Source organism: Tamlana carrageenivorans (assembly GCF_002893765.1).
GTDB lineage: Bacteria > Bacteroidota > Bacteroidia > Flavobacteriales > Flavobacteriaceae > Pseudotamlana > Pseudotamlana carrageenivorans.
On the sequence record NZ_CP025938.1, the window covers coordinates 574,434 to 593,442 of the forward strand.

The window sequence follows — 19,009 nt, forward strand, 5'->3', positions numbered from 1 at the left end:
GATAAAACATTTGAAAGGAATCGCATCTATATGACGCTTTACAAAAGAAATCATGAAAATTAAAAACTTCATAAACGGAACATATACTAATCCTATGTCTTATGCATGGTTAGATAATTATAATCCAGCCATCGGAAAAGTGTACTGCCAAATCCCCAACTCGTCCGAAGAAGATGTTGAATTGGCCTATCAAGCCGCCGAAAAAGCGTTTCCCGAATGGTCACAAACCACTTATGAAGCACGTAGCCGGATTTTAATAAAAATTTCGGAACTCATAGAAAGTCAGTTAGAGCAGTTTGCATTAGCCGAAAGCAAGGATAATGGCAAACCCTTACATTTAGCCAAGTCTATGGATATTCCGCGAGCAGCACTTAATTTTCGTTTTTTTGGACAGGCCATTACACAGTTTTCCAGTGAAAGTCATGACAGCGTAGGCTTAGATGCTATAAATTTTACTTTGCGCCAACCCATTGGTGTGGTAGGCTGTATTTCGCCATGGAATCTTCCACTTTATTTATTCACTTGGAAAATTGCACCTGCGCTGGCAGCAGGAAATTGTGTCGTAGCTAAACCCAGTGAAATCACACCCATGACAGCCTATTTACTAGGCGATATTTGCAATGAAGCTGGCTTACCTCCTGGCGTTTTAAACATTGTTCACGGTGAAGGTCGCCGTGCAGGACAAGCTATCGTAGCGCACCCAAAAATAAAAGCCATATCATTTACTGGTGGCACTAAAACTGGTGCTGAAATCGCTAAAACGGCAGCACCACTATTCAAAAAAACATCTCTAGAATTGGGAGGAAAAAACCCCAATATCATTTTCGGTGATTGCGATTATGAAGATATGCTTAACACCACAGTGCGAGCATCATTCGCTAATCAGGGACAAATATGTTTATGCGGCAGTCGTATTTTTGTTGAAGCTTCGATTTACGATAAATTTAAAACCGATTTTATTGAAAAAGTAAAACAACTACAAGTCGGTCATCCATCACAAAGCACTACAGATGTTGGTGCCATCGTATCCAAAAATCACTTAAATATAATATTAGATTATATAGAAATTGCTAAAACTGAAGGTGAGATACTTTGTGGTGGTAATCCGGTAAATACACCCAATTTTGAAAATGGTTATTATTTAGAACCTACGGTAATTGAAGTAAAAACAAACCGTTGTCGTATAAACCAAGAAGAAATTTTTGGCCCTGTTGTAACCATCATGCCTTTTGAAACAGCTGCGGAGGTTGTTAATATGGCTAACGATTCGAATTACGGACTCTCAGCCTCCGTTTGGACCAATGATTTAAAACGCTGTATGCGAATAACACGTCAGTTAAACGTTGGTATTGTTTGGGTAAACACCTGGTTACTCCGTGATTTAAGAACCCCTTTTGGAGGTATGAAAGCTTCTGGACTTGGACGTGAAGGCGGCTTGGAATCTTTACGGTTTTTCACAGAAACAAAAAATGTATGTATTAAATATTAAGTAATTAGACAGCTTATGGATTTAAAAATAAAAAATAAAAACGCCTTAGTTTGCGGAAGCACTCAAGGTATAGGCAAAGCAACGGCCATTGCACTAGCTCAAGAAGGTGTAAATGTAACCTTAGTAGCTAGAAATAGAGACAAATTAAAAGCGGTTTTAGCCGAATTACCAAACCCAGAGCAACATAGCTACATTGTTGCCGATTTTGCAAATCCCAGAGATTTACAGGAGCAGGTTATAAAATTTATTGAAAGAAATCACGGGTTTCATATCGTTATTAACAATACAGGCGGACCAAGGAGTGGTGCCATTGTTACAGCAAGCCTAGAAGAGTTTGAAAATGCCTTTACTATGCACATCAAATGCAATCATATTTTAGCTAAGGCTACAATTCCTTTTATGAAAACGGAAGGTTTTGGGCGAATTGTCAACGTTATTTCTACATCTGTTAAAGAACCTATTCCTGGCTTAGGCGTTAGTAATACGATTAGAGGTGCTGTTGGTAATTGGAGTAAAACACTTTCCAACGAGGTAGCGCCTTTTGGAATCACAGTTAACAATGTGCTTCCAGGATTTACAGATACCGAACGCTTGGCAGAAATTATAAAAATTAAAGCCAACGCCGAAAACACCAGTATAGAAAACATGACAGAAACCATGAAAAACTATGCACCAGCAAAACGTTTTGCACAACCTGAAGAAACCGCCAACGTCATCACCTTTTTAGCGAGTGAAGCAGCGAGCTATGTTACAGGAATTAATATTCCTGTTGATGGTGGCAGAACCAAGTCGCTTTAAACAAGAATCATGCACTGTTTCAACATGATTATTTTTTATCTTTAACTTCATATTTCATTAGACAATTAACTCAAACGCCCAATTTGAGTTCTTCCTCACCGGCTTCATTGTAAGGACTGACCTAAAAAGGAAGTTTAAAAGGGTATATTCAACATGAGTCATTTAACATCTCCTATAAATTTTAAAGCTTGGATTGAAGAAAACAGACATCTCCTAAAACCACCTGTAGGGAATAAAGTGGTTTGGAAAGATGGCGATTTTATCGTGATGGTAGTTGGCGGTCCTAACAACCGAAAAGATTACCATTATAATGAAACACCAGAGTTTTTCTATCAGGTTGAAGGCGATATTATTTTAAAGATTATTGATAATGGCACCCCAAAAGATGTACACATCAAAGAAGGGGATATTTACTTATTACCACCAAAAGTACCTCATTCGCCCCAACGCGGTGCCAATACCGTTGGCTTAGTAATTGAATACAAGCGTCCTCAAGGCATGCGAGATGCGCTTTTATGGTTTTGTGAAAATTGTGTTACCAAGCTCTATGAAGAAGATTTCACTTTAGAAAACATCGAAACCGATATGCCTAAAATATTCGATAAATTTTACAGCGATGAAACTAAAAGGCATTGCCCTAACTGCGGAAACGTTATGCAGCCCCCAAAAAAAGTGAAAATCGATTAAACAATTTAGATAAGAAACATCTAAAAGCTCATGATATTCATTGTAAAAAAAAATTAAAACAGACCGCTACCCAGGTAGAAAGAATAACATGGAAAAACGTAAACTTCGCATAAACGGCCACTCACACCTATTACCCTACCCGGAAGACATTCCAGATTTCATGAGAGAGAAAGAAATCTTTTGGGTTGATAAAGACCGTAAATTCATGCTTCAAAAAGATTGGAGCCGCCCAGTAACCCATTCCAGTTTTTTTCTAAATGAAAAATTAGAGTGGATGGCGCGCAACAAACTAGATCATGCGGTGGTTTTAAATCTTTCGCAACTTTACGGAAATGGTTTACGTGTTGAAGAAATGAAAAAAGCCTTGCGTTTCCAAAATGATTTTAATGCGGGCATTCAACAGCAACACCCTAGTAAATTTACTTGTGGATTTGTTGTACACCCTGGGTTTGTGAATAGCGCGTGTTGGGAAATTGAACGTTGTGTAGAAACCTTAGGTTTACAGTTGCTTTGCTTGCCAACGCATTACATGGACACCATAGGCACCTGGCGCTGTATTTTTGATGAAGCCAACGATCCCATTTTTGAACTCGCTAACAAATACAACTTAGCGGTTGAAATTCACCCTTATGATGGTGAAAAATTTATAAAATTAGAAAATACCTCTTGGCGATTTCACCTCATTTGGATGCTTGCCCAATGTGCTGATGCTTACCACTTTTTAACCCTAAATGGCTATCAAGAAAAATATCCTAACATGCGAACTTGTTTCGCTCATGGCGGGCAATTAGCCCAAATTAATTTAGGACGTCGTATTCAGGGATTTGATGGCAGACCCGATTTATTTGAAGGCAAACACCACCCCAGAAAAGCGGTTGGACATAAAAACATATTTTTTGACACTCTAGTACATGATACAGGAAGCTTAGAGCTGCTTATAAACAATCACAGTTCGAAACAAGTGATTATGGGGCTTGATGACCCTTATCCGTTGGGAGAAATGGAAAACGAAAAACAATCGTCGTACCCTGGTAAAATTTTAGATTTAGCTAAAGAAAGAAAGATTATTAACCAAAAAGAATACGAAGCTATTTGGGAAGATAATGTCTTACAATGGCTATGCGGCGAAGATAAATTGGCTAAAGAAAATTTAATCAAGCGAATTTTAAGTTAATTTTGATTTCTGAAAAAACCAGTCGTTTCATATAAAGTAAAACACAAAAAAGCATGCATTTTATTCCTGAAGCCTTAGACGAATACGTTGTAAAACATTCTGAAAACGAACCCGAATTATTACAACAATTAACCCGAGAAACCTATCAAAAAATATTACAACCACGTATGCTTAGTGGGCATTATCAAGGTCGTGTTTTAAGTATGATTTCTAAACTTGTTCATCCTAAAAACATTTTAGAAATTGGAACTTATACGGGATATTCAGCGCTTTGTTTAGCTGAAGGCATGCAAAAAGAAGGCGAATTACACACCTTAGACATCAATGAAGAATTATTCGATTTTCAGAGAAAACACTTTGATAAATCGGCATACGGCACACAAATTTTTCAACATTTAGGGGATGCCTTAGAGATTATTCCTAAACTGGATAAAAGCTTCGATTTAATTTTTATTGATGCCGATAAAGAGAATTATCCAAACTATTTTAATGTTATTATAGATAAGCTTAATGTTGGTGGTATCATTTTATCAGACAATGTACTATGGAGTGGAAAAGTACTAGAACCCGTAAAAAAAGATGACCACGCTACAAAAGCACTATTAGAGTATAATGCCTTGTTAAAAGAAGACCCCAGAGTTGAAACCGTTCTATTACCAATTCGTGATGGTTTAACGATAAGTAGGAAGGTGTGAATCTGTTTCATCACCAAAGTTAGTAAAATGTTACATGATCATTTTTTACTAAATAATCATATAGAAATCAGCCTACTTTTTCATAAGCTATTCTCGCTAATAGTTAAAAGGATTTTAATTAATACCCGTTGTGCATTTTAAATAATGTTAATTTTAATATTATTAATGTTTCTCCCAAAAATAAACTTATTGATATACTGAATAGTTGTTAAAGCAGTTATCTTAGCTACGATTCTTGTTTTAAAACCTTCAAAAGTTTTAGCATAATTGCGTCTTATCATAAATTGGTCACAAAGTTGTGAAAATAATGTTTCTATCCTTTTCCTCTTTTTTATAAATACATAAGGCTGTACTTTGTAATTTTTTTGATTGCTTCTCATAGGTGTATTTAGCGTTATATTACAGGTTTCAAACAAGTTAAGCTGTATTTCTGTTGATAAATAGCCTTTATCACCAATTAATGTACAATCGCTTATTTGCATCTTAATATCTTTAAGATAATTAATATCGTGTACAGATGCTGGACTCAAATCGATACTTTGAAAGACACCATTTACAGAACAAACAGCGTGCAGTTTATAACTGTAATAATTAGAACTTTGAGCTGCACAATAACCTTTATCTGGAAATGCATAAGTGTTTTCTTTACAAATCTTTGAACGAGAACTGCGTGATAATTTACAAACTTCTAAAGGCATACTATCTACTACAAAATAATCTTCAAATTCATTAAAATGGGAAGCTATGCTTAACCTGATACTGTTGAGCTTATTAACTAGTTTTCGTCTTCTTCTATTGTAGACACTTCTCTCTATTTTTGATAATAGGGAATCTGGAAGTTTTCTAAAAAGGTCATTTTCACTATCTATTCCCATAAATTCGGCAGTAAGACTCAAGCTGATAAGTTCTAAATCACTAAGCTTTGGTTGTCGTCTTTGATAACTTAAAAGTTGTTCTTTCGATATTTTTCTTAATACTTCCAATATTCTTTCGTAATTTGCACTCAAGTTGTTCATTATTAATGATTTGTGGTTAAATCAATTTACTGATTTTCAGTAAGATGAACAACTTTTTTCTTTTAAATCATAATGCACAACGGGTTAATTAATATATAATCCTAAGAAGTATTTATTCTTATAGTTATCTATAGCATTGGAGTTAAATAACACAGAGATATAATGATCTTGATGGTCACTATGAAAATACACATACTGATATAAACCAAGATCCGTGGATTGTAGCTGGGTAAATTTCCCTTTTCATGCTAACACGAGGTGAAGGTAAAATACCTGTATATTTATATGATGGCAAACCTAATTTATCTACTATTTCATCCATTTTACCCCTTTCTGAATCACTAAAATCAAGAGTATTATTGATTAAGTATGGGTAAGTTTGAATGATAAGATCACCTTTATATGATTTGAATATCCTGCTATAAGTATTAATCTCCGCATCAATAACAACATTAGTTTGCGTATTTATTGTAAATATAACACCGAAATAATACGCCCATACCTCAAGGTTTTTGGAGCTGAAACGGATCACCCCATGTGGTTCTCCTAGCACTTCTAAAAGTCTTTCTGTTGTATCCCCCTTAACCTTAACACCTTCAAAAATATAAGAATTAACGACACCATGTTCAACAAATTCCAAATCTATATATTGAGTCTCCACAGTTCCATCATTTGATAGTACAACACCTACACGGCCTTTTGATGTTGTGCCAGCGCTTATTTCATAAGTTGTTTTATCAATTTTACGGGATGTCATGTTAGTATCTGAAAACAAAAACTCAACATTACTAAAGTTACTAGCGTTAAGACTTAATGTAATGGGGGCATCCGTAAAAGATAAGTTTTCAGAAACCGATATACTTTCAAATACAATAGGGCCTGTTAAAGCTTCATCAGACGCATCGTCATCACTAGAACAAGCAAACGGCTAAGAATGTAAAAATTAAGTAAGGCAGAATTAATTTGCTATTTTTCATTTTTTGAAATATCGCTAAGTACATCAAACAAACACAACATGCGTCTATTTTTGTTAAATATCGAAATATAATTCAAACAGTAATAACTCAAAAGTTTTATCGTGAGAAAATTCAATAATTATGTGATTGAAAATAAAACAGGGAGATTTAAAAAAATAATAACGTCATCTTCCTAAAAGTTACTTTAACTTCATAGGGCTACACAACCGTGTTAAGGATTGAGGCACTGTTGGAGCTCCTTGTAAAGAGCGACTGCCGACAGCCTGACGCCGCCAGAGCGGGGTAACGCCCAGAGTCATAAAAATTTAGAATTTTCGTCTTACAGAACCTGTAAACTCTTCAAGATCGTCTTTAACTTTGTCGAGTTCTTTTTTAACATCGCCGGTAATACTGGTGTCTAAACCACTTTTTTCGGCTGTTTTAGTGATTTCGTGCTTAATATCGTTTGAGGCATCTTTTAGCGTACGCATGCCTTTACCAAGACCTCTTGCGATTTCTGGTAATTTATCGGCACCAAATACCATAATGGCAATAAATAGTATGAAGGCTATTTCTGCACCGCTAATAAATAAGAATGTTGCTTGCTGTATCACAGTGCAAATATACTAAGTTGTTTGTTTAGAATAAAAAAAAGCCGATTTTAAAAATCGACTTTCTTGTATTTCTGTTTTGCCGTTGATAAACGACTTACATATTTTCTTTAAACTGATCGAATTCACTTTTTTGCTCTTGTGCTGGCCAGATATTATTTGAAGTATCAACATCGGCCGTTTCTTCCTTCGGATCTAATTTAATACCAACAATTTCTTTATCGGAAGCAATGGCTTTTGAGACTTCTTTATCGTTAAGTCTCCAAATTTGCGCAGGATATGTTTCAGTTTTAGTCGAACCATCGGCATAGGTATACTCAACAATAATAGGCATGACTAAACCTCCTGGCTTATTAAAAATCACATTATAGAAATACTTAGGATTTTTTAAATTTTTACGCTCCTCTGGAGTAAAATTATCCATGATATATTCTTTTAATGGGGTGCTGTTTTCTAAAAGTGAACCTTGAGATAATTCTACTTTATAGTCTTCACTACCTTCTTCTACCATATATACTAATGGACGTAAATTTTCTAGCTTGAAGCCTTGTTCTTTAGCCATTTTTCTAACATAAGCATTAGGCTCTGAAGAGACATAGAATTTTTTAACTTCTTTAATTCCCATATCTACCCAATCGGTGGTATAAAACCAACCTCGCCAATACCAATCTAAATCGAAAGCTGAAGCATCTTCCATGGTTCTAAAGAAATCTTCTGGGGTTGGGTGCTTAAATTTCCAACGGTTAGCATACTCTTTAAACGCGTAATCGAATAAATCTCTTCCCATTACCGTTTCTCTTAAAATATTAAGTGCTGTAGCAGGTTTACCATATGCATTATTTCCAAATTGGTAGGTATTTAAACCCTTAGTCATAATAGGTGCAATATAATCTTGATTGCCACTCATGTAAGGCACAATCATTTTTGCTGGACCACGATCTGAAGGGAATGCTTTGTGTTCTGGAGATAGCGCTGCAGGGTATTTTTCACCAAAATCTTGCTCGGCTACGTACTGTACGAATGTATTTAAACCTTCGTCCATCCATGTCCATTGACGCTCGTCACTATTCACAATCATAGGAAAAAAGTTATGTCCTACTTCGTGAATGATAACACCCATCATACCGTATTTTACACGATCGCTATAAGTACCATCTTTTTCTGGGCGACCGTAATTCCAACAAATCATAGGGTATTCCATACCTTGACGCTTGGCGTGAACCGAAATAGCTTTGTGGTATGGGTAATCGAAAGTCATTCGAGAGTAAGATTCTAAAGTACTTGCAACAGCTTTAGTAGACCATTGTTCCCAAAGTGGGTTTCCTTCTTTAGAATACATAGAAACCGCCATAACGTCTTTACCGCCAATTTTAACAGCCATCATATCTAAAATGTACTTTCTAGAAGTTGCAAAACCAAAATCACGTACATTTTCAGCCTTTAGCTTCCATGTTTTTGTATCTTCAGAGAATGATTTCTCACGAACTTCAGCCTCAGCCTGTGTTGCAATAATTACAGGTGTAGTAAATGATTTTTTAGCGTCTTCATAACGCTTCATCATGTCTTTTGAATAAACGTCTTTTCTATTGGTAAGTACTCCTGTTCCGTCTAAAATATGATCGGCAGGTACGGTAATATTAACTTCGTAGTCTCCGAATGGTAAAGCGAATTCATCGCGTCCCCAAAACTGAGAGTTCTGCCACCCTTCAACATCGCTATATACGGCCATTCTAGGATAAAATTGCGCTATAACATAAGAACGGTTTCCGTTTTCTGGGAAATACTCGTAACCAGAACGACCTCCTTCATCAACATGGTTATTTATATTGTACCACCATTTGATAGCAAAAGAAAATTTCTCTCCGCTTTTTAAAACTTTAGGCAGTTCTACACGCATCATGGTTCTGTTAATCATGTACTGTAACGCATCACCATTGGTTTGAGTAACCTCTAAAATGTGAAAGCCACGATCTTTACCATCTACTAAATAGGTCTCCGAAAACTTACTAGGTTGAAAAACAGGATCTAAACCTGTTGATTCAATTAAAGGTGATTTTGAATCTTTGGCGCGTTGGTTTTGATCTAATTGTACCCACAAATATTTAAGATTATCAGGTGAATTATTCGTGTATGTTATCGTTTCTGCACCTGTAATTTTTGCCAATTTATCGTCTAAAACGATGTCCATTTTATAATCAGCTTGCTGCTGGTAGTAAGCTGCCCCTGGAGCTCCTGAAGCTGCCCTGTACATATTTGGTGTAGAAAACTCGTCGTATAACTGCTTAAATTTATTGGTATTGGTATGGCCTGTATTTGGCGCTTCTTCTTTGGTTTGGTCTTGAGCGTTAATCCCAGTAGTAGCAAGGACTAAAGAAAGACAGAGATAAGCGATTTTCCTCATATTAATTCTTCTTTAAAAATAATTATTATTGATTTTGGTTAGATTTACTACATTTTATCACTAAAAACCAACAAAATTACTGAAATTCAGAACTAAATCCTTATTAATTATCAAATTTTAACAGGTATTCATCCTTTTGAGGGAATAAAATAAAACTTTTCTGCTTTGAATTGATCTTCGTTTTAATAACATTCTGCTGATCTTCGAAAATATCAAATAGTACTTTATTACTTATTTCGAATGTTTTTACGGTTTTTATATTTTCTATTTCCAAATAGCATTTCATGACATCGGCGTCATAAACTTTACCTAAAAATTTAAGCGTTGTAGGCTGACCATTAATTTTAATTTTCATCTTATCGCTTAAATATCTTGCAATGTAGGCGTCAGTCTTTTCAGGTTCATTTTTACCAGCAAGGGTAATGGACTCATCGTAGCGTTCGCGTAATAAACGCTCTATATCATCGATAAAAATTCTAGAAATAATTTGAACAGTTTGCTTTTCCTCAACATATTCGATTTGGGTTACCGACACATAATATTTATGGATGTTGGTAAATGCAAGAAAGGGAATGATTAATAAAGTTAAGATTAACTTATTGACTGTCATTGAAATATTTTTCGGCTAAATTAAAGATTTAAAGGTATAAATGGTGGTGTTATGGTATTGAAAACGGCTCTAAGGCTTAATTATTTAGGTTTTCGAGATACTTTTCATACTTTTTTTCCAGGAATTGTAAAATATCTAAATCGTTATTGGAAGTACAAATGGCAACAAAACGATCATCTTCCTCACAGAAATGGAAAAACTCATTTTGCTTGTCTTCATCTAATGGATGCAACTCAAAGAACATTTTAGAAAATTTCACTTTAACACCGTGTAAAAGTGCTGATTTCTGTTCTAAAGCCACATGTTGTTTTAACACTTTCGTTCTACCAGAAATCGCATTTAAAATAGGCTCTACCGGAACATTTAATGACAGAACTTGAAGCATTATAGTTTTGAAAGCGACACCTTCGCCATTGGCTTGGGATAATCGACGTTCACTCTGGGTTGCCACTTTACCCGTGTAACCAGGTATGCCTACATCATAAAAATTAATTGGCGCTTCGCCTGTGGTATTTTCAATATCAGAAAGTAAATCGCCAGTAAGGGTTTTACCAACCGAAACCTCATCTAAAACGTTAATTTGTTCTTCTAGGGTGACGACTAACGTTTTACTTTTTAAAACAGATTCTGAAATAACAACATTTTGAGGTTTATGCTGAATGGAAGAAAACACCAAGGTGTCTTGCAACTTTACAGCTATAGTAAACTCCCCTAGCGCATTAGTCGTTGTAAAAAGTTGTTGGGTTTTATTGATGACATGAATATTCTCGACATTGACTTCGCTAAGTATTTTTCCTGATAGGTCATGGGACTGCGAAAAAGCTAAAAGCCCCCAGATAAATACCAATAAAAAAGTAATGAAGCGTTTCAATGTAACTTGATTAAACGACAAAAAACGTTAATAAAATCTTAAAAAACTGACAATGAAACTATAACATTTCGTTAAAACCGTTTAATGGCTACTTTTTCTTGCCTAAAAACTCAACACTTTTTTGATTGAGTAATTCTAAAAATTCCAATTCTTTACCGTAGTTAAGTAAGGTAAAATCGAAATCGTCTTTTTCGACAAACTGAATAAACTCTTGAGTACGGTGCTCTGGAATGTTAAAATTATCTTTTAAAAATTGAGCTCCAAAATAAGGTTTTATAGATTCGATAGGCACTTCTGGGACACCTGCTTTCTTTTTGTCTGGCACGTTAGATCGGAATAATGGCAGTAATAATTGATCGACTACATTCACTACATTTAAACCATTAATCATATGCTGCTGCTGATAATTCTGTCCTAAATTTTCAACTTTAGTTTTACTATCCGCTTTAAATTCGTAATCCATTTGATGCTTAACACCAAAATATAAGGCATCTAGCTTAGGGTTAAACGGCGCGGCCGATTTTAAATCTACAGCCAAATTTCCCGTCAAACCTCCTTTAGTAACTACCACTTCATCCAGTTTATTGATTTCTTCTATTAAAAAAAGCTTCATTCGCTTTGACTTTAAAATGGCCTCGTTTACCTCAAAGCGTATATTTTCATATTGAAGCGCACTAACTTCTACAACATCTTTTAAAGCGACTAGCATGGTAAATTCACCTTCATCGTTAGTTATGGTACCAACATTTGACGTTTTATTAAAAACAGTAATGCCAGAAATATCACTGCCTTCAACAATTATTTTCCCAGAAACTTCTACGCGTTTAACGGTTTGAGCGATACTTTGTAACGAGCATATTACAGCAATAAATAGTACTATTTTTTTCATATCAATATTTTGGATCAATGTACCATATTTAGGCATATTCTTAAAGTAAAAATATTTAAAGTTTTATTAAAAACTATTGTTGTCCGATAAAAAACAGAATTAGCTAAAAAAGCTTTGGTGTTGGCCTTTTTTATTGATCGCACTCTTTATTTTGAAAACAGAACCTCCTTATGGGTCAAAAAGGCTTAATTGCCCAATGTTTTTGGTTGTAATCTCTTCCCAATTAGCTTCTGGGTTTTTCAGGAATTTGAACAAATCGATATATGTCATCAAATGGTATCGTATGACGGACATCATATTGGAATAAGCCCAGTTTCTTTGGGTTTTTCTTTGGATCACAAGCATAATGAGCTGGATTATCAAACTGACCCAGATTTGTATTTCGATGGCATTTTGATTGTCTCCCAAAAAATACTTTAGCGGAAAGTTCTGTTTAAGCCGCTTGAACATCGTCTCAATCTGCCACCTATTTTTATAGATGTCGGCTATTTTGTCTGCATCAAGATCATAATTATTAGTGATGAACTCATAAACTTTTTGGTGCTTTTCGTGCCAAAAAGCGATTCTCCTCAGGGAAAAAGCATTGCCGTTTTTGTCCGTAAGCCCTATTTTTTCGTCCTTTAAGACAGCATCGTCCACTTTATTGGAGATATCAAACTCTTCAAGGCTTGTATAGCGAGCATTGTCCTTTTGCCGAGTCACAAAGTAAACATCTTCCAGTGTCCATTTTTGGTATTGCTCATAATCCACATACCCTTTGTCAAAAACCACATAAGAGCCCTTCTTGAGTTCCAGGTCTTTTAAAAAGGTGTGGTCGTGCGTGGCCGCGCTTGAAAACTTAATCAGACAAGGAACGTCTTCCATGGCGTTTATCATAGTATGCATCTTGATACCTCCTTTCTTTTTGCCGTTGAGCGGGTTCCTTCCTACACCTTTAAGAATGTCACTAAATAGGGGTATGGTCGAGGAATCAACGATTTTAAGGTTCTTCACTGCAGGTTCTAAGGGTCTGCTGTCCGATAAAAAGCGATGGTAACGTTTGTAGAGTAAATGATAAATATCGGCAAATACTTCAGAGCTTCTTCTCCTGTTAGCATCTGACAAGGTACTGCGTTTTGGAAAGTCCGTGAGTCCTAGATGGTTGATCTTTCCCTCGCAGGCAAGCATAATACTGGAAACCTCACGAAGTGAGCTACAGCCACTGATCACGGTAAATACCATAGTGGCCAAATGCTCATAGGTGGTAAACTTTTTGGTATAGCGATCGCTGTTGTGCTTTTTGGCTGTCCGATGAACATCTTTGGGCAAAATGAAATTTAATACCTGTTTGATTATGGGGTGTCCGATAAAGTTTTTACTTTTATTCATATCTTGGATGTGTGATAACTTCAAGATACAAAATAAGCGGGAAATCCTATCTTGGAAATCCCGCTTTTTAAATCTTTTATCGGACACTAATGATTAAAAACCATTTTTAAGTACTTTTATCATCAAATAAAAATACTATGAAAAACATCATTATAGCCAGTACATCTACCGTGCACGGTTTGGGCTATTTAGAATATATTTTAGAAGATCTGGACCTCTTTTTTAAAGGAGTAAAAAACATTATTTTTATTCCTTATGCCAGACCTGGAGGCATCACACACGACGCTTATACAGATCATGCCAAACAAGCTTTTAAAAAAATTAACATAGCCGTTAAAGGCTTGCATGAGTTTGAAAACCCGATTGAAGCCATCACCCATGCTGAAGCGATTTTTGTTGGTGGCGGTAACACTTTTGTTTTAACCAATCAACTATATAAAAACAACCTGATAGCGCCTTTGCAACATGTTGTGAAAAACGGAACGCCTTATCTGGGTACCAGTGCCGGTAGTAATATTTGCGGACTTACCATTAAAACCACTAATGATATGCCTATAGTTTATCCCCCAAGTTTTAATGCTTTGGGTTTTGTTCCTTTTAATATTAATCCGCATTATTTAGATCCCGATCCAACTAGTAAACATATGGGGGAAACACGGGAAACACGCATTAAAGAGTTTCATCATTACAACACGCCGCCGGTTGTAGGTTTAAGAGAAGGCAGTTGGCTACATGTTCAAGGCGATTCGATTGTTTTAAAAGGAAATTTAGATGCCAGAATTTTTGAATATGATAAAGCGCCTTATGAAATTCCAACAGGAACTGAATTGAATATGTTAAAGTAACGAGAGGCTTTAGGCTATATGCAGTAAGCTATATGCATAAAGCTTACTGCATTTAAAATCTTACACAAAAAAAAAGCCTCATCGTTTTGATGAAGCTTTTTGAGCGAGAGACCGGGTTCGAACCGGCGACATTCAGCTTGGAAGGCTGACGCTCTACCAACTGAGCTACTCTCGCCTTTATTTCCGGGGGCAAATATAGATAAACCTTTAGTTATCTTCCAAGAAAAATTTACAACTTTTTCAAAAAATGATAACCCAAAATCTTAAACCCCTGATTATAATAGAATTTATGTGACGCAAATTACTCACATAAGTATTTAATTCAATAGATTCATAGCCTTTTTGCTTTACATAAGCATAAATCCAGCTAAAAAATTGATGCCCTAAACCATTTCCGCGATAAGCTTCTTCAATAAAAACATGATCAGGCTCCACACTTCTCCCCGAATAATGACGTGTACAAAACCATAATCCGCATACCCCAATAAGTTTATCCTGATCTAAAACACCAACGCACTCATAATTTTGAGAAAACATTTCGGTGATGCGTGTTCGTAATAAATCTTCCGAAATATTATCTGTATTTAGTTTTTTTACCAAGGGTACTATATGCTCTATATAATCTTGGTCTAAAATTTTAAAAGTGTATGCCATAGTTTTTAGATGTTCTTAGCATTAAAACGTTTGTTTATCTTTGTTTCAATTGGCAAAAATATCAAATCTTCTATGAATCCATCGAAATTTCAAATAAAACAAATTAGTGCTCAAGAAACCTATAAAGTACGACTCCCTGTGTTAAGACCAGGGAAACCTGTTACATCTTGTATTTTTGAGGGAGACGATCTAGAATCTACCATCCATATTGGCATTTATTTAGAGGATAGTACCATTGGTATTTGCTCCTTCTTTAAAAACAAGCATCCTCTTATTTTGGACAAGCAGCAATATCAGCTTCGAGGTATGGCTGTTCTAGAAGCCTATCAAGGTATGGGCATAGGGAACAAAGTATTACATTACGGAGAAGCCTTGCTCCAGTCCCAAAACATCACAACCATATGGTGCAATGCTCGTAAAGTAGCTACGCCTTTCTATGAAAAATGCGGCTATCAAATTTTCGGCAAACCTTTTAATATTCCAGATATTGGCACCCACTATACCATGCAAAAATTATTATAAAATTAGATGTAATGGACAAAATGGTTGGTAAATCCTTTCGAAGAGCTTATGTTTATTAGCTTTGAAGCAAATCAAAGGCTTTGAATAAAAAAAATGTAAATTTTGTAATAGCTTACTAACCCATAAATATGGTGTTAGATTAGAAAAAACAGCGTTATAAATGTTTGAATTGTAAAAGTGTTTTTACTGGAGGAAAAGAAATTCAAGTAGACTCTCTTTGGGATGAATATACCAGAGGAAAGCAGACCTATTTACAGCTTTCTCAGAAATATGGATGTTCAAAGCGAACTATACAACGTAAACTAGATCTTCATCAAGTAAAGGACGTAGAGATAACACCTAAGAAAGTTATTGTCTTAATGGATACAACATATTGGAGGAGAAGCTTTGGATTAATGCTCTTTAAGGATGCTTACAGCAAGGAGAATCTTCTTTGGTATTACGTCAAATCAGAAACTAACGCTTTGTATATAAAGGGGATTAATGAGCTAAAATCTAAAGGTTTTGAGATTGTTGCTATTGTATGTGATGGTAGAAAAGGCTTGGTTGGTACGTTTAAAGGAATACCTGTCCAGCTCTGTCAATTTCATCAAGTTGCTGCAATAAGAAGATATATAACTAAGAACCCGAAAATGCTTGCTTCAATTGAATTAAAAACGCATGTAGCTATGCTCAAAAATACAGATAAAGAATCTTTCGAAGGAGGATTAAATATGTGGTTTATTAAGTGGGAAAGCTTTTTAAATGAGCGAACTATTAATAATGAAACAGGCAAGAGTCATTTTACCCATAAACGACTTAGGAGTGCGTATAGAAGTCTTAATACGAATATGACATGGTTATTTACATGGTATGATAATTACGATTTAAATATTCCTAATACAACCAATATGATTGATGGGCATTTTTCTGATTTAAAAAACAAACTCAGAAATCATAACGGATTAACCAAACAAAGAAAAATCAAATTTATTAATGAGTTTTTAAAAACAAAAATAGACGTAAAAGAATAGGTGTTAAAAGACCAACCATTTTGTCCACATGAAAATTAAAGAGTTAAAAGACCAACCATTTTGTCTATTAGGCCTAAAATTAGGTATAAAAAAACGCCCTTAATGCAAGACGTTTTTTAGACTAACTAACTCGAAATAATTATAAAACAGCAATTATTTTTTTCTCTTTTTCGATTCTAAGTGCTCTTCAATAACCGCTTTCGTATCGTGAGCACCGTGTAATTCGGCATATTCTGAAGCGGTTTTACCTTTATCACATTTGGTTTTTAATTTCGCTCCATTTTCAATTAATAACTGAAGAATTTCAACGCGATTATATTTAGCAGCATACATGGCTGGTGTCATCCCATGAGATTTCGCATTAACATTGGCACCTCTATCAATTAATTTTTTTACGGTTTCATAATCACCTAAAGCAATAGAAACACAAAAGGAGTTCACTTTAAAATACGCTTCTACTCGATTGTTTTTTAAATGTAATGGTTCGGTTGTTGCATGGGCACCCCCAATCGAAAAGGATAATGCGATGGCTGAAATAATGATTGATTTTTTCATGATGAAAGATTTTAAGTTTGATTAAAATGATTAACGTTTTTTGATGTACTAAAGAGACGACAAAATTTTTAAAATGTTACAAAAAAAATTATTAGTAACACATTTTTAACGTTTGATTTGCAACAACTTAACAAAATAAGACTTTGAGTTAACAATTACAAAACGCCTTACTTTATAAGACTTTTCAACCTTTTTTATAGACTATATTTTAACAAACTTCCGTATATTTGCTACGTTTTAAAATTTATAAAAAATGAACAAAAAAGTAATCTTAATGATCCTTGATGGATGGGGAAATTCTCCAGCCCCAAAGGTATCTGCAATCGACCATGCCAACATCCCATTTATTGATTCTTTATACACAAAATTCCCTTATGCCACCTTACGAACCGATGGTTTACATGTAGGTTTACCTGAAGGCCAAATGGGTAATAGTGAAGTTGGACACATGAACTTAGGTGCTGGCCGTATTGTATATCAAGATTTAGTAAAAGTAAATTTAGCTGTAGAAAACAAAACACTTAATAAAGAAAAAGTGCTTGTTGATGCTTTTAAATACGCTAAAGAGCAAAATAAAGATGTTCATTTTTTAGGCTTATTAAGTAATGGCGGTGTACATTCACACATCAACCATTTATTAGGTTTGGTAGATGCTGCGAATGAATTTGGTGTACCAAACGCTTACGTACATGGTTTTACCGATGGTCGTGATGTAGATCCTAAATCTGGAGCTGGATTTGTAAAGCAATTACAGTCTCACATTGAAGGAACAAACACTAAAATCGCAACTATTTCTGGGCGTTACTACGCCATGGACAGGGATAAACGCTGGGAACGTGTTAAAGTGGTATACGACGGATTAGTAAAAGGTGAAGGTGAAAAATCTACCGATATCGCAGCTAGCATTGAAGCTAATTATGCTAATGATATTACCGATGAATTTATCAAACCTATCATCGCTGTTGATGCCAACAATGAACCTATCACTAAAATAAAAAATGGTGATGTGATAGTCTTTTTTAACTTTAGAACCGATAGAGGGCGCGAATTAACCGAAGTGTTATCTCAAGCAGACTTCCCTGAATTCGACATGAAAAAGTTAGATTTACACTACGTAACGCTTACTAATTACAACGACACTTATAAAAATGTAAATGTTATTTTCAATAAAGAGAATTTAACCGAAACTTTAGGTGAAGTTTTAGAAAAGCACCATAAAAAGCAAATTAGAATTGCTGAAACTGAAAAATACCCACACGTTACTTTCTTTTTCTCTGGAGGAAGGGAAAAAGAGTTTGAAGGGGAAAGTCGTATTTTAAGAAACTCTCCTAAAGTGGCTACGTACGATTTAAAACCTGAAATGAGCGCTTACGAACTACGTGATGCTTTAGTACCAGAATTAGAAAAAGGTGATGTTGATTTTGTATGTTTAAACTTTGCTAATGGTGATATGGTTGGGCATACTGGCGTTATGGAAGCCGCTATTAAAGCTTGTGAAGCCGTTGATGACTGTGTGAAATCTGTAATTACTACAGCTTTAAAAAACGACTACACCACCTTAGTGATTGCCGATCATGGTAACTGTGAAACAATGATTAATCCAGATGGATCACCAAATACAGCACATACTACAAACCCAGTTCCTGTGATTTTAGTGGATAATGAATTAAAAGAAATTAAAGACGGGATTTTAGGTGATGTTGCTCCTACGATTCTAAAATTAATGGGAGTACCTCAACCTGAAGCCATGACTAGACACGCTTTAGTATAACCATTTATTAAATATCAATTCTATAAAATAAAACCCCACATAAAGTGGGGTTTTTAATTATTAAAAGTCCATAAACCTTTAACC

The 19,009-nt window shown here is 35.1% G+C and carries 18 protein-coding genes, 1 tRNA gene and 1 pseudogene; 9 read left to right on the forward strand and 11 right to left on the reverse strand.

From position 1 onward, the window contains the following. Nucleotides 1-52: 52 nt before the first annotated feature. From C1A40_RS02560 to C1A40_RS02580, 5 genes are all read left to right on the forward strand, one after another. Complete coding sequence (locus C1A40_RS02560; RefSeq protein WP_102994534.1) at nt 53-1,489, forward strand: aldehyde dehydrogenase; 1,437 nt, start codon at nt 53-55, stop codon at nt 1,487-1,489. Nucleotides 1,490-1,504: 15 nt separating this feature from the next. Beyond that, the gene (locus C1A40_RS02565; protein ID WP_102994535.1) at nt 1,505-2,287 is read left to right on the forward strand and encodes an SDR family oxidoreductase; all 783 of its coding nucleotides are present in this window, start codon (nt 1,505-1,507) and stop codon (nt 2,285-2,287) included. Between the two features lie 153 nt (nt 2,288-2,440). Continuing rightward, the gene (locus tag C1A40_RS02570; protein WP_102994536.1) at nt 2,441-2,974 is read left to right on the forward strand and encodes a 3-hydroxyanthranilate 3,4-dioxygenase; all 534 of its coding nucleotides are present in this window, start codon (nt 2,441-2,443) and stop codon (nt 2,972-2,974) included. A gap of 88 nt (nt 2,975-3,062) precedes the next feature. Next, nucleotides 3,063-4,148, forward strand: coding sequence for an amidohydrolase family protein (locus C1A40_RS02575; protein ID WP_102994537.1), 1,086 nt, complete (start codon nt 3,063-3,065; stop codon nt 4,146-4,148). 53 nt (nt 4,149-4,201) lie between these two features. Continuing rightward, complete coding sequence (locus C1A40_RS02580; RefSeq protein WP_102994538.1) at nt 4,202-4,843, forward strand: O-methyltransferase; 642 nt, start codon at nt 4,202-4,204, stop codon at nt 4,841-4,843. A gap of 137 nt (nt 4,844-4,980) precedes the next feature. Here the strand turns inward: C1A40_RS02580 and C1A40_RS02585 are convergent, their stop codons facing one another. The 8 genes from C1A40_RS02585 to C1A40_RS02620 all read right to left on the reverse strand — a co-directional run bounded on the left by C1A40_RS02585 (nt 4,981) and on the right by C1A40_RS02620 (nt 13,565). Next, nucleotides 4,981-5,859, reverse strand: coding sequence for an IS982 family transposase (locus C1A40_RS02585; RefSeq protein ID WP_102994539.1), 879 nt, complete (start codon nt 5,857-5,859; stop codon nt 4,981-4,983). A gap of 178 nt (nt 5,860-6,037) precedes the next feature. After that, entirely contained in the window at nt 6,038-6,616 is a 579-nt protein-coding gene (locus C1A40_RS02590) for a hypothetical protein (protein ID WP_102994540.1), read from the reverse strand. A 525-nt stretch (nt 6,617-7,141) separates the two neighbouring features. Beyond that, on the reverse strand, nt 7,142-7,429 hold the full coding sequence (locus C1A40_RS02595; RefSeq protein ID WP_102994541.1) for a Sec-independent protein translocase subunit TatA/TatB: 288 nt from the start codon (nt 7,427-7,429) through the stop codon (nt 7,142-7,144). 94 nt (nt 7,430-7,523) lie between these two features. Beyond that, nucleotides 7,524-9,827 carry a M1 family metallopeptidase gene (locus C1A40_RS02600; RefSeq protein WP_102994542.1) on the reverse strand — a complete coding sequence of 768 codons (2,304 nt, stop codon included), beginning with the start codon at nt 9,825-9,827 and terminating at the stop codon, nt 7,524-7,526. Nucleotides 9,828-9,930: 103 nt separating this feature from the next. Continuing rightward, complete coding sequence (locus tag C1A40_RS02605) at nt 9,931-10,437, reverse strand: DUF6702 family protein (protein WP_102994543.1); 507 nt, start codon at nt 10,435-10,437, stop codon at nt 9,931-9,933. 76 nt (nt 10,438-10,513) lie between these two features. Further along, nucleotides 10,514-11,308 (reverse strand): peptidase associated/transthyretin-like domain-containing protein, encoded by a 795-nt coding sequence (locus C1A40_RS02610; RefSeq protein ID WP_102994544.1) that lies wholly within the window; start codon nt 11,306-11,308, stop codon nt 10,514-10,516. An 88-nt stretch (nt 11,309-11,396) separates the two neighbouring features. Next, nucleotides 11,397-12,197 carry a carboxypeptidase-like regulatory domain-containing protein gene (locus C1A40_RS02615; protein ID WP_102997117.1) on the reverse strand — a complete coding sequence of 267 codons (801 nt, stop codon included), beginning with the start codon at nt 12,195-12,197 and terminating at the stop codon, nt 11,397-11,399. Nucleotides 12,198-12,365: 168 nt separating this feature from the next. Then, entirely contained in the window at nt 12,366-13,565 is a 1,200-nt protein-coding gene (locus C1A40_RS02620; protein WP_102994545.1) for an IS4 family transposase, read from the reverse strand. Nucleotides 13,566-13,702: 137 nt separating this feature from the next. On the opposite strand from C1A40_RS02620, the gene pepE reads away from it, so the two are divergent. Further along, on the forward strand, nt 13,703-14,410 hold the full coding sequence (pepE, locus tag C1A40_RS02625) for a dipeptidase PepE (RefSeq protein ID WP_102994546.1): 708 nt from the start codon (nt 13,703-13,705) through the stop codon (nt 14,408-14,410). Between the two features lie 102 nt (nt 14,411-14,512). On the opposite strand, the gene C1A40_RS02630 is transcribed toward pepE, so the two are convergent. After that, nucleotides 14,513-14,585 (reverse strand) — tRNA-Gly (locus tag C1A40_RS02630). A gap of 65 nt (nt 14,586-14,650) precedes the next feature. Further along, on the reverse strand, nt 14,651-15,064 hold the full coding sequence (locus C1A40_RS02635; RefSeq protein ID WP_338418071.1) for a GNAT family N-acetyltransferase: 414 nt from the start codon (nt 15,062-15,064) through the stop codon (nt 14,651-14,653). A gap of 72 nt (nt 15,065-15,136) precedes the next feature. Between C1A40_RS02635 and C1A40_RS02640 the strand changes: the two genes are divergently transcribed. After that, the gene (locus C1A40_RS02640) at nt 15,137-15,586 is read left to right on the forward strand and encodes a GNAT family N-acetyltransferase (RefSeq protein WP_102997118.1); all 450 of its coding nucleotides are present in this window, start codon (nt 15,137-15,139) and stop codon (nt 15,584-15,586) included. Between the two features lie 158 nt (nt 15,587-15,744). Further along, nucleotides 15,745-16,599, forward strand: a pseudogene (locus tag C1A40_RS02645) (IS256 family transposase, variant Zn-binding type); the annotation flags it as partial. Between the two features lie 153 nt (nt 16,600-16,752). On the opposite strand, the gene C1A40_RS02650 reads toward C1A40_RS02645, so the two are convergent. After that, entirely contained in the window at nt 16,753-17,154 is a 402-nt protein-coding gene (locus C1A40_RS02650; protein WP_102994547.1) for an ankyrin repeat domain-containing protein, read from the reverse strand. 253 nt (nt 17,155-17,407) lie between these two features. On the opposite strand from C1A40_RS02650, the gene gpmI reads away from it, so the two are divergent. After that, nucleotides 17,408-18,925 (forward strand): 2,3-bisphosphoglycerate-independent phosphoglycerate mutase, encoded by a 1,518-nt coding sequence (gene gpmI / locus C1A40_RS02655; RefSeq protein WP_102994548.1) that lies wholly within the window; start codon nt 17,408-17,410, stop codon nt 18,923-18,925. Nucleotides 18,926-19,009 lie beyond the last annotated feature (84 nt).